The following is a 14544-nucleotide window of genomic DNA, read 5'->3' on the forward strand; positions in this document are numbered from 1 at the left end:
GGTCACAGGCGGGTGACCGAGGAGACGGGCATCATGCCGACGGGGTCGTAACGCACCGGGGCACCCGGGTACGGGGCGTGGATCACCTGGCCGTTGCCCGCGTACATCCCGATGTGGCTCGCGTCCGCGCGGTAGGCGACGAGGTCACCGGGGCGGGCCTCGGAGAGCGGCACCATCCGGCCGGCGTAGCGCTGGGCCTGGGAGGTGCGCGGGAGGCTGACCCCGGCCTGGGCGTACGCCCACTGCATGAGCCCGGAACAGTCGAATCCGCTGGGCCCGTTGGCGCCCCACACGTATGGCAGGCCGAGTGCCTGCCTGGCCGCCATGAGCGCGGCCATGGCCCTCCCCGAACCCGGCGCCCGGTCCGAGAGGGCCGGGACCGCGTCCTCGCGTCCCGAACGGGAGGCCCGGTCGAGGGTCTCCCGGTCCTCGGCGGGCAGGGAGTTCAGCAGCTGACGGGCCTGGGCGAGCTTGCCCTCGACGGTGCGCTTGTGGCGGGTGACGGCCGCCCGGCCGGCCTCCAGCTCGGCGAGGGACCTGGTGGCCTCCGCGCGGGTCTGGGCGACCTTGCGCTGCACCCGCTGGAGCTTGGTCAGCTCGACGGTCCGCCGCGCGCTCAGCCGGTCGAGGGTGGCGGCCCGGTCGAGGAAGGTGTCCGGGTCCGCGGAGAGGAGCAGCGCGATCGACGGGTCGATGCCGCCCGAGCGGTACTGCGCGCCGGCGATCGAACCGAGGGCCGTGCGCATCCGGTTGATGTCCTGCTGGCCCCGGGCCGCGGTGTCCTGCGCCCGGCCCACCTCGCCGCGCAGCAGGTCGACCTTCTCGCCGGCCTCGTTGAACAGCTCGGTGGCCTTCTCGGCCTCGCCATACAGCCGGTCGACGCGGGCCCTGGTGGCCTCGCGCGTGTCCTGCGGGTCGGCGCTCGCCGGGGCGGCCCCGAGTGTGGCCGCGGCAGTCGCCGCGGCGGCCGACAGGACAGTGACCCGGACGGTCCGGTTGAGGCCGGACTGTGTGGAACGGCGATGGGACACCACAGGAAGCCGCACTCCCTTCCGCGTACCCGCCCGCTGGTCGCGGACGGTGCGCAGCCCCTGCCGCCCGGGGCGGGCGGACCGACGACCGGGAGCTGCACAGCAGGCAGACAGTAATCGGACGGCTACACAGCGACCAAAGACCGCGCCGCCCGGCGGGTGGCCGGAAACAGCTCCGCCCCGCCGGTGACCTTGGTCTCCGGCGGGGCGGGGCGTCAGCGAAGGGTGCCGCAATTCGCTCGTTCGGGCGTCAGGCGGGGCGGACGCCGAACTGGAAGGTGCCCATGTAGTCCATCGACTCGTAACGGACCACGGCGCCCGGCTTCGGGGCGTGCAGGATCTGGTTGTTGCCCGCGTACAGACCCACGTGCGAGGTGTTGTTGAAGAACACCAGGTCGCCCGGCTTCAGCGCGCTGCGCCCGATCCGGGCACCGTCGTTGATCTGGGTGTACGTGGTGCGGGTGATCTGGAGGCCCGCCTGGGCGTAGGCCCACTGGGTCAGACCGGAGCAGTCGTACGAGTTGGGGCCGGTGCCGCCGGAGACGTACGGCTTGCCCTGCTGCGTGGAGGCGGCCTGGAGGGCGGCCTGGCCGAGTGCGGACGCGGGGACCTCGTTGCCGAGGCTGACGCGGTCGCTCGACGCCCGGCTGGCGCGGACCTCTTCCTGGCGCATCTTCTCGCGCTCGGCCTCGGTCAGGGTGTTGAGCAGCTGCTGCGCGTCGGCGAGCTTGCCCTGGAACTTCTTCTTGTTCTCACCGAGGGCCTTGCGCACGTCGGCGAGGTCGCCCAGCTTCTCCTGGGCCTCCTTGCGCTGCTGCGCGAGCGTGCGCTGCTTCGCCTGGATCTTCGTGAGCGACTCGGTCTGCTTGGCCGTCAGCTGGTCGAGCGCCGACGCCTTGTCGAGGAAGCTGTCCGGGTCCGAAGCGAGGAAGAGCTGGACGGACGGGTCGATCCCACCGGAGCGGTACTGCGCGGTGGCGAGCGAACCGAGCTCGCCGCGCAGGGTGTTCAGCTCGTCCTGGCCGCGGGCGACCTTGTCCTGGATCGCGTCGACCTGCTTCTTGAGCTTGTCCTGCTGCTCCTTGGCCCCGTTGTACTTCTCGGTGGCCGCTTCCGCCTCGTGGTAGAGCTTGTCGACCTTCGCCTTGACCTCGTTCTTGGTCGGCTTGGGCTCGGCGTGCGCGGCCTGGGAGGTCAGGGCCACGGCCGCTGCGGCGGTAGCGGTGAGCACGGTCACGCGGGTGCGGCTCGGCTGCTTGGGACGACGGTGGGACGCCACGAAGGCGAGCTCCTTCTTCCTCGAGCCGCCTACCGGGCTATGGGGGGATGAAAATCCCCGGCTCCGTACACGTCACGGAATCGGCGGTTCCTTCGCTGCCACCCCGGATGGGTGATCAACCGTGCGAAGGTTCGAGGCCCGACCTTAGTGACCAACTTGTGATCAGTTCAAATCCTCACGAGCAAAATCTCGCCACACAAGGCACTTCTTTGCTCACATCACACGGCGTGTAGCGGCAACTTGACGGTACGTTCCCAAAATTCCGACATGCCACACATGCGTGACACAAGGCGTCAGACGCGCGAAAGCCGCTTCAGGAGCAAGGCGGACGTCACGGGCCTGGCACCCGCCTTCGCCACTCCGTCGGCCACTTCACGGTCGGTGGAGACCACCACGACGGGCCGGCCGGGCGGTTCCGCGCGGGCCAGTTGCCGGATCAGCTCGTCGGCGGTCACGCCCGCCTTGCTGAACAGCACGCGCACTCCGCGCGGCGGCGCGAGCAGGACCGGAGCGGCCAGCTCGGCCCCGTCGAACACGCAGGTCATCTCGGCCCCGGTCTGCGCGGCCAGCACCGAGAGACCGCCCAGCAGCCTCAACCGCTGCTTCTCCAGCGGCATCTGCGGATAGCCGGTCTTGGTGACGTTGTAGCCGTCGACGATCAGGTGCGCCTGCGGCAGCGCGAGCAGCTGGTCGAGCAGGGCCGGATCGGTCTCCGAAAGGGCCCTGGCGGCAATGTCCTTGGGAGACATCCGGCCGGGCTCGACCGCCTCGACACTGTCCGCGGGACGGATCGACGAGGGCGGCAGGGCGAGTTCGCGGCGCAGCCCCTGCGCCGCGTCGAGCACGGTGTCGAGCAGCAGCCGCAGCCGCATGTCCTCGACCGAGCGCCCTTCCCTCGCCGCCTTCCGGCTCGCCTCGACGGAAGCCTCCGCCTCACCGAGTCGCGCCTTCAGCCGCCGGGACTCGCTCTCGGCGGCCGAGATCTGGACCGCCGCCTCCGCCCGTACGGTGTCGGCCTCGGCGCCACCGCGGCGCAGGGCCGCCTCGCTGCGCTTCACCTCGCTGAGGGCGCTGCGGAGTTTGCGCTGGAGCGATTCCGCCTCCTTGCGGGCGGCGTCGAGTTCGGCACGCAGCCGCTCGGTCTCGCTCCTGGTCTGGCTGCGGGCCTGGGCCAGCTCCTCGCGCAGCCGCTCCAGTTCGCGCCGGGTCTCCTCGTCGGCCCGCTCGGCGTCGGCCCGCTGGACCTCTTCACCGGCGGCCTCGACGAGCTTCACCCAGCCGGCCGGCCGCAGCACATAAGCCGCGGCGGCCACGTCGACGGGATCGGCGGCGGCGGGCGGGGCGCCGGCCCCCAGCGTGGCGGCCAGCTCGGGCTGGGCCTGGGAGAGCCGCTCACCGATGCGCCGACGGAACGCCGGCTCGCTCTCCAGGGCAGCCGCCATCGCGTTCCCGGCGAACTTGGCGCGCCGGGTCGGGGTGAAACGGGCGTACTGCCTGAGCTGGGTGGGAAGTTCGCCGACGGTCAGGCCGCCGAACGCGTCCGAGACCAGCGCGATGACCCGCCGTCGCACTCCCTCGGGCAGCGGACGGTCGAGTGCCTCGACGGCGCCCTCGGCCACATCGGCCGGTTCGGCGCCGTGAGTCGGCTGCTCCACCATCCGTCACCCCACTATGTCTGTCCGCGGCCCCGTCAGGAGTCGGCGCCCGGCCTGTCTACCAGCTCGATCTGGTCCACCGCGTTGCACCAGCGGCAGCGCACCGACTCGATGGTCTCACTGACCACCTCGCGCTCCTCGACACTCGACTCCCCGGCCAGGTCCAGATGGACGTACTCCACGACCTTGGAGGAGCGGGTCACGTCGAACCGGGTGAGATTTCCGCAGAGCGTGCAGCGCCAGCGGGTCCCGTCGGTCGGCATGGGGACCGTCGTCATCGTTGCGTCCTCTTTCCTCGTTCGTCGAGCCTCAAGCTGTCTGTACCAACGATCTCGCGGTGCGCCGTCGAACTGCGGATGTCCTGTCGTAACCCTACGGCCTCGCGCATACCCATCGACACGGCGAGGCGGTCTGTCCCGTTCCCCCCGGTGCGTCATGCTCTGTGCATGATCGATTGGCGGGAAGTCGATTGGCGGGACAAGGCGAGGAAAGTCCGGGGCGTGGCCGCGGCGGACGGAGCGCCCGTCACCTACGGACTCATCGCGCTGTGCTGCGCCGTCTTCCTGATCAGCCCGCTGTCGGGGTTCAACCCCTCCTACGGAACCGCCGACCAGCTGCTCGCGGCGCAGGCCGCCTACTTCGAACGGTGGGGCGTGATCCCCAGCGAACTGTGGGAGGGCTCGGCACGCGCGCTACTCACCCCGCTCACCGCCCTGTTCGTGCACGGCAGCTGGCTGCATCTCCTCGGCAACATGCTGTTCCTGTACGTGTTCGGGGCGATGGCCGAGGAACGCATGGGCCACCTCGGGTTCGCGTTCTTCTACCTCAGCTGCGGCTACGTGGCCCTGCTCGTCTACGCGGCGGCGCACGCCGAGTCCGACCAGACCCTGGTGGGCGCGTCGGGCGCGATCTCCGCCGTGCTCGGCGCGTTCCTCTGCCTCTTCCCCAAGGCCCGGGTCACGAGCATCTTCCCGTTCCTCTTCTTCCTGCCGCTGCGCTTCCCCGCCTGGATCGTGCTGGTCTTCTGGTTCATCCTTCAGTGGCTCGCGGCGCAGAGTGTGGGGAACAGCCCGGGCGTGGCGTATCTCGCGCACGTGGCGGGCTTCGCCGCCGGGTTCCTCTACGCCTGGGTGTGCTACCGCCGTGGGGCTAGAGTGAAGTCTCCAGCCACGGCCACCGAGGGAGAAAGCCAGCCGTGATCACCGCGATCGTGCTCATCAAGACCAGCGTGGACCGGATTCCGGAGATCGCCGAGGCCATTGCCGCGCTGGACAGTGTCAGCGAGGTCTTCTCCGTCACCGGTACGTACGACCTGATCGCCATGGTCCGCGTGGCCAAGCACGACGACCTCGCCGATGTCATCCCCGGCCGGATCAGCAAGATCCCGGGCGTCGAGGGGACGGACACGCACGTGGCGTTCCGTACGTACTCGCAGCACGACCTCGAAGCGGCCTTCGCGATCGGTCTCGACGCCTAGTCACACCGTCGGGAGTCGCGCGGCACGCAGCACTTCGGCCGGGTACGGGGATCCCCGTACCCGGCCGAAGTGCTGTGTCCGTCAGACCTGAGCCGTTCCGCGGTCCGGGACGCAGCGGCCGTCCTCCGTGCGGTACTTCCACTGGGCGCCCTCGCTGACCAGCTCCTTCACCGCCCGGACGAAGCGCTCGACGTGCTCGTCCGGCGTACCGGCCCCGAAGCTGACCCGGATCGCGTTGAGGGACCGCTCGCCCGGGCCGGCCTCCGGGGCGCCGCACTCGCCCGGGTCCTGCGGGTCGCTGCCCAGCAGGGTCCGCACCAGCGGGTGGGCGCAGAACAGTCCGTCGCGGACGCCGATGCCGTACTCCGCGGAGAGCGCCGCGGCGAAGTGCGAGCTGTTCCAGCCCTCGACGACGAAGGAGATCACGCCGACCCTCGGGGCGTCGTCGCCGAACAGCGAGAGCACCCTGACCTCGGGAACCTCGGCGAGTCCGGCACGGACCGCGGAGACGAGGCGCTGCTCGCGGGCGACGAGGCTGTCGAAGCCCGCCTCGGTCAGCGCCTTGCAGGCGGAGGCGATCGAGTAGACGCCGATGACGTTGGGCGAACCGGCCTCGTGGCGGGCCGCGGTGGTGTGCCACTCCACGTCCACGCCGCCGTCCGCGCGCCGGGCGACCTTGCGCGAGGCCCCGCCGCCGGCCAGGTACGGCTCCGCGTCCTGGAGCCAGTCGGCGCGGCCCGCGAGGACTCCGGAGCCGAAGGGGGCGTACAGCTTGTGTCCGGAGAAGGCGACCCAGTCGACGTCCAGCTCCGCGATGTCCACCGGGTGGTGGGGGGCGAGCTGCGCGGCGTCCAGCACGATGCGCGCGCCGTGGGCGTGGGCGGCGGCGGCCAGTTCCCTGACCGGCCACAGCTCGCCGGTGACGTTGGAGGCGCCGGTGACACAGACCAGTGCGGGCCCGTAGGGGTCGCGTCCGGCGAGCGCGCGCTCCAGGGTCTCGACGGCCTGCGCCGGGGTGCGGGGAGCATTGAGGTAGGTCACGCGGGCGTCGCGCCACGGCAGCAGCGAGGCGTGGTGCTCGGTCTCGTAGACGAACACCTCGCAGTCCGCGGGGATCGCGGCGGCGAGGAGGTTGAGGGAGTCGGTCGTCGAGCGGGTGAAGATCACCTGGTCGTCGGCCCGGCAGCCGAGGAACTCCGCGACCGTCGCGCGGCTGCTCTCGAAGAGGTCCGTGGAGAGCTGCGAGAGGTACCCGGCGCCCCGGTGGACGCTGCCGTAGTACGGGGCGTACGCGGCGACGTCGTCCCACACCCGCTGGAGCGCCGGGGCGCTGGCCGCGTAGTCGAGGGCGGCATACGTGACTTCGCCACCGGTAACGAGCGGAACGGTGACGTCCTTGCCCAGAACCGGCAGCGGGGCACAAACGGACTGGTCGAGGGCAGCGGCGGAGACAGACATGGCGAACTCCCGTAAAAGGCAGGCGAATTCCGCGTGCCGACGCGTTCGCGGCAACGCAGGAGAAGAAAGAAATGAGGGTGCGCGGAGAAGGGCGGGAAGGCCCTAACGCATTCGCTTGCTCACAAGAGGCTCCCTAGGGACCAGGACCCCGGGGGTTGGCATTCACAGATGCCGAGGGGCCCGCGCTTGCCGTAGACCTCGCTGCCTACGGCCTGGTCTTCACCCGGGGCACCCCGCCACGGACGGAGGGTTGCCGGACAGCGAGCCGGGGCCTATTCGCTGTCACTCATGACCTGCCCAGCATCTTGCCATACGCACGGACATGCGCAAGGGCGCGGTCCGCCATGCGGACCGCGCCCCGTGCGTACGGCGTCTGTTCAGGCGTTGCTGGCAGCCACCCAGCGCTCCAGCACCCGCTTGGCGGCACCGGAGTCGACGGACTCCCGGGCCCGGGCGATACCGGCGGCGATCTGCTCGTTCAGCGTGCCAGGCCCGCCGTCCAGGGCGACCAGCGCCGCCGCGGTGTTGAGCAGGACGGCGTCGCGTACCGGGCCGGTCTCGCCGTCCAGCAGCCTGCGGGCGACATCCGCGTTGTACGAGGCGTCGGCGCCGCGCAGGGCCTCCACCGGCACCAGCTCCAGGCCGACCTCGCGCGGGTCGAACGCCTCCTCGCGTACCGCGCCGTCCCGGACCACCCAGACCCGTGAAGTCGCCGTGGTGGTCAGCTCGTCGAGGCCGTCGTCACCGCGGAAGACCAGGGCGGAGTTGCCGCGGTCGGCGAGCACGCCCGCCACGATGGGCGCCATCCGGAGGTCGGCGACTCCGACGGCCTGGGCGCGCACCTGGGCCGGGTTGGTGAGCGGGCCCAGGATGTTGAACGTGGTCTGCGCGCCGAGCTCCTTGCGGGCCTTGGCCGCGTACCGCAGCGCGGGGTGGAACTTCACGGCGAAGCAGAAGGTGATGCCCGCCTCCTCCGCGACCTGGACGACCCGCTGCGGGGTGAGTTCGAGGTTGACGCCGAGCTTCTCCAGGACGTCGGACGCCCCGCTCGCCGACGAGGCGGCGCGGTTGCCGTGCTTGACGACCTTGGCGCCGGCACCCGCGATGACGATCGCCGACATGGTGGAGATGTTGACCGTCTTGGCCAGGTCGCCACCGGTGCCCACGATGTCGACCGTACGGCCCGGCACGTGGATGGTGTTGGCGTGCGCGTACATCGTCCGTACGAGTCCGGTGACCTCGTCGACCGTCTCGCCCTTGGCGCGCAGCGCGACGGCGAAACCGGCGATCTGCGCGTCGGTCGCCTCGCCGCTCATGATGCGATCCATCGCCCACGCGGTGTCGTCCGAGCTCAGGTCCTCGCCGCGCAGCAGGGGGTTCAGCACGCCCGGCCAGGAACGAGCCGCCACGCTGTCGCCGCCGTCCGGGGTCACAACGTTCATGGTCCGCTCCTGGGTCCACAGCCGATAAGGGGATGGCCTCTACCTTATCCAGCCCCGGGGGCGGCAAAGAGCCCCGTCCATTCGATGGACGGGGCTCTCGCCGTGGCGATCAGTTCAGGTGATCAGTGGTGGCCGTGGCCGCTGGTGATCTCCTTGTACTCCTCGGCAGTGGGCTTGGCGATCTGGTTGTCCTCGCCGTAGTAGCCCTTGCTGAGCTTGGCGCGCAGCTTCTCCAGGGGAGAGATCTTGCGCTTGACGCCGTTCTCGTCGACCGCCGGGCCGATCTCGGCCGGCTTGTACTGCTCGTGCGCGGTGAGCGTGTGCAGCTGACCGGGGCTGAGCGGCTCGTGGATCTCGACGAACTCACCGTGCGGCAGGCGCTTGATGATGCCGGACTCGCGTCCGTGCAGCACCTTGTCCTTGTCGCGGCGCTGGAGGCCGAGGCAGATGCGCTTCGTCACGATGAACGCGATGACCGGAGCCACGAAGAACGCGATCCGCACGAACCAGGTGATGGCGTTGATCGACAGGTGGAAGTGCGTGGCCCACAGGTCGTTGCCACCACCGACGAGCAGCACGAAGTACCAGGTGATCCAGGCGACACCGAACGCCGTGCGGGTGGGCACGTTGCGCGGGCGGTCCAGGATGTGGTGCTCGCGCTTGTCGCGGGTGACCCAGGACTCGATGAACGGATAGACCGCGATCGCGACCAGGACCAGCGGGAAGATCATCAGCGGGATGAACACACCCAGGACGAGGGTGTGACCCCACGCGTTGATCTCCCAGCCCGGCATCACTCGGATCAGGCCCTCGGAGAAGCCCATGTACCAGTCGGGCTGGGCACCGGTCGACACCTGGTCGATGCGGTACGGACCGATGGCCCAGATCGGGTTGATCGAGGCGACGGCCGACACGATGGCGATGACACCGAAGACCAGGAAGAAGAAGCCTCCGGCCTTCGCCATGTACACCGGCAGCAGCGGCATGCCGACGACGTTCTTGTTGGTCTTGCCGGGACCCGCGAACTGCGTGTGCTTGTGGTAGAAGACCAGGATCAGGTGGCCGACCACCAGCCCGAGCATGATGCCCGGCAGCAGCAGAATGTGGACCGAGTAGAACCGTGCGACGAAGTCGACGCCCGGGAACTCCCCGCCGAACAGGAACATCGAGAGGTACGTGCCGACGACCGGCACGGACAGGACCGCGCCCTGCATGAAGCGGACACCGGTGCCCGACAGCAGGTCGTCCGGGAGCGAGTAGCCGGTGAACCCGGTGAACATGCCCAGGACGAACAGCAGGAAGCCGAACAGCCAGTTGACCTCACGGGGCTTGCGGAACGCACCCGTGAAGAAGACGCGCATCATGTGCACGAACATCGCGGCCAGGAAGATCAGCGCGCCCCAGTGGTGGATCTGCCGGACGAGCAGACCACCGCGGACGTCGAAGCTGATGTGGAGTGTCGAGGCGTACGCCTCGGACATCCGGATGCCCTGCAACGGCTCGTAGGAGCCGTGGTACACGACCTCGTTCATGCTCGGGTGGAAGAACAGCGTCAGGTACACACCCGTGAGGATGATGACGATGAAGCTGTAGAGGGCGATCTCCCCGAGCATGAAGGACCAGTGGTCCGGGAAGATCTTGCGCATGTTGGCCTTGGCCAGGCCGTAGATGCCCAGTCGGCCGTCGGCCCAGTCGGCTACCCGCTCACCGGCGGGCGCCTTGCGCTTCGTGTCTGTCGCAGTACTCATCCGCGCTCCCAGAATGCAGCACCGACGGGCTCTTCGAAGTCACCCAGCGCCTCGAGGTTGCCCTCAGTGTTCACGCCGATCCGCAGCTGCGGAAGCGGGTGACCGGCCGGACCGAAGATGACGCGGGCGCCGTCGGAGAGGTCGAAGGTGGACTGGTGGCACGGGCAGAGGACGTGGTGCGTCTGCTGCTCGTACAGGCTGATCGGGCAGCCGACGTGGGTGCAGATCTTCGAGAAGGCCACGATGCCCTCGTGGGCCCACTCGCGCTCACGCTTGTTCTTGATGTCGTCCGGCTCGATGCGGACGATCATCAGGGCGGCCTTGCCCATCTGCGTCTGGAAGTCGTGCGCGTCCTCCTCCAGGCCCTCGGGCATGGCGAAGGTGAGCGAACCGACGATGATGTCCTCGGGGCGCAGCGGCTCCATCGTGTTCATGTTGATGAGCTGCTTGCCCTTGGCCCACATGGTGTTGCGGAGCTTCTTCTCGGGCAGCGGACCGAGGTCGCGCAGCAGCATCACACCGGAGAGCGGCACCAGGGCCAGCGCACCGAACATGGTGTTGCGGATCAGCTTGCGCCGACCGATCGCGGACTCGGCGGCACCCGCCGCGAAGTCCGCGAGAACCTGCGCCTTGACCTCGGGCTCGGCCTCGATCGGGTGACGCTCGGCGGCTGTCTCCACGTCCGACATCAGGGTGCGCGCCCAGTGGACGGCGCCCGCGCCGATGCAGAAGAGCGCCACACCCAGGGTCAGACCCAGGGAGAAGTTCAGCGCGCTCACGTGACCGAACGGCCAGATGAAGACGATCTTGTCGACCGGGAAGATGACGTAGGACGCGATGAACGCGACCGTCGCCAGCATGGACAGCGTGAACATGAACGCGACCGCGCGCTCGGAGCGCCTCGCGGCCCGCTCATCGATGTCCTGGATGCGCGGCTTGTGGGCCGGCAGCCCCGGGTCGGCGAACGGATCGTCCGCCACCTTTACCGCGCCGTGCGCGGTGTCCTGCTCGACCGGCAGGATCTCTTCTGGAATCTCTTGGCTACTCATGACTTCTTGGCCTTAGCGGTGTGGGCCGCGACCCAAACGGCAACGGCGATCAGTGCGCCGAGCCCGGCGATCCAGCCGAACAGACCCTCACTGACCGGTCCGAGGCCGCCCAGCTTCAGCCCACCGGGGCTGGCGGAGTCGTCACCGTTCACGGTCTGGACGTACGCGATGATGTCCCGCTTCTGCTGCTCGGGCATCGTCGTGTCGGGGAAGGACGGCATGCTCTGCGGGCCGGTCTGCATGGCCTCGTAGATGTGCTTCGGGTCCACGTCTGCGAGGTTCGGGGCGTACTTGCCGTGCGTCAGCGCGCCGCCCTCACCGGTGAAGTTGTGGCACTGGGCGCAGTTGGTACGGAACAGGTCGCCACCCTTGGCGATGTCCGCGCCCTCGGGGCTGACCTGCTTGTCGGTCGGCGTGATCGGACCCGCGCCGAGCGACGCGACGTACGCCGCGAGCTGGTCGATCTCCGCCTGGGTGTAGATGGCCTTCTTCTTCGGCACCTGGGCGCCCGGCTGCTGTGCCGGCATACGGCCCGTAGCGACCTGGAAGTCGACGGCGGCGGAGCCCACGCCCACGAGGGACGGCCCGTCGGTGGTGCCCTGACCGCCGGTTCCGTGGCAGCTGGCGCAGCCTACGGAGTAGAGCTTCTTGCCCTCGTCGATAGCGAGGGACTGGGCGGTTTCGTCTGCCTGCGCCTTACCCGCAGGCGCAAAAGCGGCGTACAGCCCCCCGGTAGCCGCCAGCGCGAGGAGTAGTACGACGACCGCCGCCAGCGGATGGCGTCGTCGTGCGGAGAGCTTTTTCACGGATTACCCCGGTGTCAGGATCTTCTGCGTCGATGGTGTGTGGGTGCGAGCCCGGTTACTTGATCATGTAGATCGTGGCAAAGAGGCCGATCCACACGACATCGACGAAGTGCCAGTAGTAGGACACGACGATGGCGGCGGTGGCCTGTTCGTGGGTGAACCTCTTGGCTGCGTACGTCCTGCCGAGAACCAGCAGGAAGGCGATGAGACCGCCTGTCACATGCAGACCGTGGAAGCCGGTGGTCAGGTAGAACACCGAGCCGTACGGTCCGGACGAGAGGGAGAGCCCCGCGTCCTTGACCAGCTCGGTGTACTCCAGGACCTGGCCTCCGATGAAGATCGCACCCATCACGAACGTGATGATGAACCAGGTGCGGAGCTTCTTCACATCGCCCCGCTCCGCGGCGAAGACGCCGAGCTGGCAGGTGAGTGAGGAGAGCACCAGGATCGTGGTGTTCGTCGCCGAGAACGGGAAGTTCAGATGATGAGCCATCTCCTTCCAGTACTCGGGTCCCGTCACCGATCGCAGGGTGAAGTACATCGCGAAGAGGGCCGCGAAGAACATCAGCTCGGAACTCAACCAGATGATGGTTCCGACGCTGGTGAGGTTCGGTCGATTGACCGACGGGTGCGCGTGCCCGGTTTCTACTGTCGTTGCTGTCGCCACGACCGACATTATGTCGGTCGCTTATCCCGCCCTCACTCCCGGGGGTGCCGTTCGGTGTGTCAACCGCGTGTGTCCTCCCCGAACGGCCCAGCGAATCGCTGTCATTACCGGTGCTGACAGGCTGTCCGTCGGAGTACGATCCGCGCATCGGTTCATGCCCGGAGAGCCCCGAAGACGCAGATGTCACGGAGGAACAATGCAGCCGACCGCCACGGTCCTGGTCTACAGCGACAACGCCAACACCCGCGAGCAGGTGAGGCTGGCAGCAGGTCGCAGGCCGGCGGCGGACGTGCCCCCGGTGGAGTTCGTCGAGTGCGCGACCCTGCCCGCCGTCCTGACCGCGCTGGACAACGGCGGCATCGACGTCTGTGTCCTGGACGGCGAAACCGCCCCTGCGGGCGGTATGGGTGTCTGCCGGCAGATCAAGGACGAGGTCTTCCACTGCCCGCCCGTGCTGCTGCTGATCGGGCGCCCCCAGGACGCCTGGCTGGCCACCTGGAGCCGCGCGGACGGCGCGGTGACCCTTCCGGTCGAACCGGTCGAGTTCGCGGACGCCCTCGCCGCTCTGCTGCGGGGCAAGCTCTCCGTGGACGCCTGAGGGCTCCCGATCATCTGTTCGCGGTCCCGCTGAGGGGCAGCGCACTCCCGGCCGGGTCAGACGTGGGGGCGCAGGCGCGCCGCCTGGACGGTACTGCCCACCGCGCTGTCGGGCGTGCCGTTGTGCAGCGCGCTGCCCTGCTGCCACTTCTCCCAGGACAGGTTCCAGTCGCCGAAGCCGTTGTCGAACGGTGTCATCGTGTCGCCGATGCTTCCGACGACCTTGACGACGTCGCCCTGGCGCACGGTGTCGTAGAACCATTCGGCGTCACCCGTGCTCATGCCCGTGCAGCCGTGACTGACGTTGGCGTTGCCCTGGGAGCCGGTCGACCAGGGGGCCGCGTGCACGTACTCGCCGCTCCAGGTGACCCGGGTCGCGTAGTACACCGGCAGGTCGTACGACTCGGACGAACCCTCGGCGATGCCGATGCTCGTACCGCGCATGCGTACGTAGTACTCCTTGCCCAGCACGACCTTGACGCCGTTGCGGGTGGAGAAGCCGGGCTTGCCCGTGGTCACCGGAATGGTGTTGATCACTTCTCCGTTGCGCTTCACCGTCATCGAGTGGTCCGAGGCGTCGGTGATGGCCTCGATCCGGTCCCCGGTGGTGAGCTTCAGGGGCTTCGCCGCGGCTCCGTAGAGGGAGTTGGTCACCTTGATGCCGGAGAGGTTGCTCCGGACGTCGATGGTGGCGTTGGCGGGCCAGTACTCCTGCGGGCGGTAGTGCAGGTTCTTGTCGTCGACCCAGTACCAGGAGCCGGCGGCGGCCGGTGTGGACCGGACCTTCAGCGCGCGCTCCACGGTGGCCCTGGCGGCCTTGTCCTTCACCGGAGCGCTGAGTTCCGCCGTCACGGGCTGTCCGACGCCGTAGGTGCCCGCCTGAGGGCCGAAGGAGACCTTCAGCAGCTTCTTGGGCGAGGACGTCTCGAAGGAGTGCGTACGGCTGCCGGGGGCGCCGTCCTCGTCCTCGGTGGAGACCTTGACGGTGTACCGGGCGCCGGCCGCCAGCGGGGCCGTGGAGTGCCAGCGCTTCCCGTCGGCGGCGAGCTCGCCGGCGAGATGGCGCCCTTCGGCGTCCACGGCCGTCACGTCGGTGATGCGGCCGTCGTCACCCTTGACGGTGACTTCGAGGGGCTTGTCCGGGTCGGCCTTCTCCTTGCCGGAGGGGCCGTTGAAGGACACCTGCCCGGCTGCGTCGTACGGCCTGGCGGACAACTGATGATCATCGGGCTCGCCACAGGCGGTCGCACCTGCAACCAGGGTCACGACCAGCAGAGTGCAGCTCACTACGGTGCGGATGCGCGGCGTGTGCTTCATGAACTCAACGTAAGAAGA

General features: G+C 69.0%; 14 protein-coding genes and 1 riboswitch. Of the genes, 3 read left to right on the top strand and 11 right to left on the bottom strand.

The features are described from left to right. Nucleotides 1-2 precede the first annotated feature (2 nt). From OG230_RS09615 to OG230_RS09630, 4 genes are all read right to left on the bottom strand, one after another. The gene (locus OG230_RS09615) at nucleotides 3-1034 is read right to left on the bottom strand and encodes a C40 family peptidase (RefSeq protein WP_328909731.1); all 1032 of its coding nucleotides are present in this window, start codon (nucleotides 1032-1034) and stop codon (nucleotides 3-5) included. 247 nt (nucleotides 1035-1281) lie between these two features. Further along, nucleotides 1282-2310, bottom strand: a complete 1029-nt coding sequence (locus OG230_RS09620; protein WP_328909732.1) for a C40 family peptidase — start codon at nucleotides 2308-2310, stop codon at nucleotides 1282-1284. A 293-nt stretch (nucleotides 2311-2603) separates the two neighbouring features. After that, nucleotides 2604-3965: an NYN domain-containing protein gene (locus tag OG230_RS09625; protein ID WP_443051580.1), complete on the bottom strand. Its 1362-nt coding sequence runs from the start codon at nucleotides 3963-3965 to the stop codon at nucleotides 2604-2606. 35 nt (nucleotides 3966-4000) lie between these two features. Next, nucleotides 4001-4243, bottom strand: a complete 243-nt coding sequence (locus OG230_RS09630) for a hypothetical protein (RefSeq protein WP_328909734.1) — start codon at nucleotides 4241-4243, stop codon at nucleotides 4001-4003. Nucleotides 4244-4411: 168 nt separating this feature from the next. Between OG230_RS09630 and OG230_RS09635 the strand changes: the two genes are divergently transcribed. Both OG230_RS09635 and OG230_RS09640 read left to right on the top strand, forming a co-directional pair. Further along, entirely contained in the window at nucleotides 4412-5164 is a 753-nt protein-coding gene (locus tag OG230_RS09635) for a rhomboid family intramembrane serine protease (protein ID WP_328909735.1), read from the top strand. Beyond that, nucleotides 5161-5442: an Lrp/AsnC family transcriptional regulator gene (locus OG230_RS09640; protein WP_007451244.1), complete on the top strand. Its 282-nt coding sequence runs from the start codon at nucleotides 5161-5163 to the stop codon at nucleotides 5440-5442. Before OG230_RS09635 ends, OG230_RS09640 begins: the two co-directional genes overlap by 4 nt. 81 nt (nucleotides 5443-5523) lie before the next feature. On the opposite strand, the gene OG230_RS09645 is transcribed toward OG230_RS09640, so the two are convergent. From OG230_RS09645 to ctaE, 6 genes are all read right to left on the bottom strand, one after another. Beyond that, entirely contained in the window at nucleotides 5524-6900 is a 1377-nt protein-coding gene (locus OG230_RS09645) for an aminotransferase class V-fold PLP-dependent enzyme (protein ID WP_328909736.1), read from the bottom strand. Between the two features lie 177 nt (nucleotides 6901-7077). Continuing rightward, nucleotides 7078-7194: riboswitch (SAM riboswitch) on the bottom strand. Between the two features lie 83 nt (nucleotides 7195-7277). Further along, complete coding sequence (trpD, locus tag OG230_RS09650) at nucleotides 7278-8342, bottom strand: anthranilate phosphoribosyltransferase (protein ID WP_328909737.1); 1065 nt, start codon at nucleotides 8340-8342, stop codon at nucleotides 7278-7280. Nucleotides 8343-8464: 122 nt separating this feature from the next. Continuing rightward, the gene (gene qcrB, locus OG230_RS09655) at nucleotides 8465-10090 is read right to left on the bottom strand and encodes a cytochrome bc1 complex cytochrome b subunit (RefSeq protein ID WP_328909738.1); all 1626 of its coding nucleotides are present in this window, start codon (nucleotides 10088-10090) and stop codon (nucleotides 8465-8467) included. Beyond that, entirely contained in the window at nucleotides 10087-11139 is a 1053-nt protein-coding gene (gene qcrA / locus OG230_RS09660) for a cytochrome bc1 complex Rieske iron-sulfur subunit (RefSeq protein WP_328909739.1), read from the bottom strand. The genes qcrB and qcrA overlap by 4 nt, the downstream gene beginning before the upstream one ends. Continuing rightward, complete coding sequence (gene qcrC / locus OG230_RS09665) at nucleotides 11136-11945, bottom strand: cytochrome bc1 complex diheme cytochrome c subunit (protein WP_328909740.1); 810 nt, start codon at nucleotides 11943-11945, stop codon at nucleotides 11136-11138. The genes qcrA and qcrC overlap by 4 nt, the downstream gene beginning before the upstream one ends. 55 nt (nucleotides 11946-12000) lie before the next feature. After that, a complete protein-coding gene (gene ctaE, locus OG230_RS09670) occupies nucleotides 12001-12621 on the bottom strand; it encodes an aa3-type cytochrome oxidase subunit III (RefSeq protein ID WP_328909741.1) in 621 nt (206 codons plus the stop codon). A 187-nt stretch (nucleotides 12622-12808) separates the two neighbouring features. Here ctaE and OG230_RS09675 point away from each other — a divergent pair, with 187 nt between their 5' ends. Further along, nucleotides 12809-13210 carry a hypothetical protein gene (locus tag OG230_RS09675; RefSeq protein WP_328909742.1) on the top strand — a complete coding sequence of 134 codons (402 nt, stop codon included), beginning with the start codon at nucleotides 12809-12811 and terminating at the stop codon, nucleotides 13208-13210. Nucleotides 13211-13266: 56 nt separating this feature from the next. On the opposite strand, the gene OG230_RS09680 is transcribed toward OG230_RS09675, so the two are convergent. After that, nucleotides 13267-14526, bottom strand: a complete 1260-nt coding sequence (locus OG230_RS09680; RefSeq protein ID WP_328909743.1) for a L,D-transpeptidase — start codon at nucleotides 14524-14526, stop codon at nucleotides 13267-13269. Nucleotides 14527-14544 lie beyond the last annotated feature (18 nt).

Source organism: Streptomyces sp. NBC_00234 (assembly GCF_036195325.1).
Classification (GTDB): Bacteria; Actinomycetota; Actinomycetes; order Streptomycetales; family Streptomycetaceae; genus Streptomyces.

Coding starts and splice junctions, on each gene's coding strand:
- OG230_RS09630 (WP_328909734.1), bottom strand. CDS start 4,243: ATGACGACGGTCCCCATGCCGACCGACGGGACCCGCTGGCGCTGCACG.
- ctaE (WP_328909741.1), bottom strand. CDS start 12,621: ATGTCGGTCGTGGCGACAGCAACGACAGTAGAAACCGGGCACGCGCAC.
- OG230_RS09645 (WP_328909736.1), bottom strand. CDS start 6,900: ATGTCTGTCTCCGCCGCTGCCCTCGACCAGTCCGTTTGTGCCCCGCTG.
- trpD (WP_328909737.1), bottom strand. CDS start 8,342: ATGAACGTTGTGACCCCGGACGGCGGCGACAGCGTGGCGGCTCGTTCC.
- OG230_RS09635 (WP_328909735.1), top strand. CDS start 4,412: ATGATCGATTGGCGGGAAGTCGATTGGCGGGACAAGGCGAGGAAAGTC.
- qcrB (WP_328909738.1), bottom strand. CDS start 10,090: ATGAGTACTGCGACAGACACGAAGCGCAAGGCGCCCGCCGGTGAGCGG.
- OG230_RS09680 (WP_328909743.1), bottom strand. CDS start 14,526: ATGAAGCACACGCCGCGCATCCGCACCGTAGTGAGCTGCACTCTGCTG.
- qcrA (WP_328909739.1), bottom strand. CDS start 11,139: ATGAGTAGCCAAGAGATTCCAGAAGAGATCCTGCCGGTCGAGCAGGAC.
- OG230_RS09675 (WP_328909742.1), top strand. CDS start 12,809: ATGCAGCCGACCGCCACGGTCCTGGTCTACAGCGACAACGCCAACACC.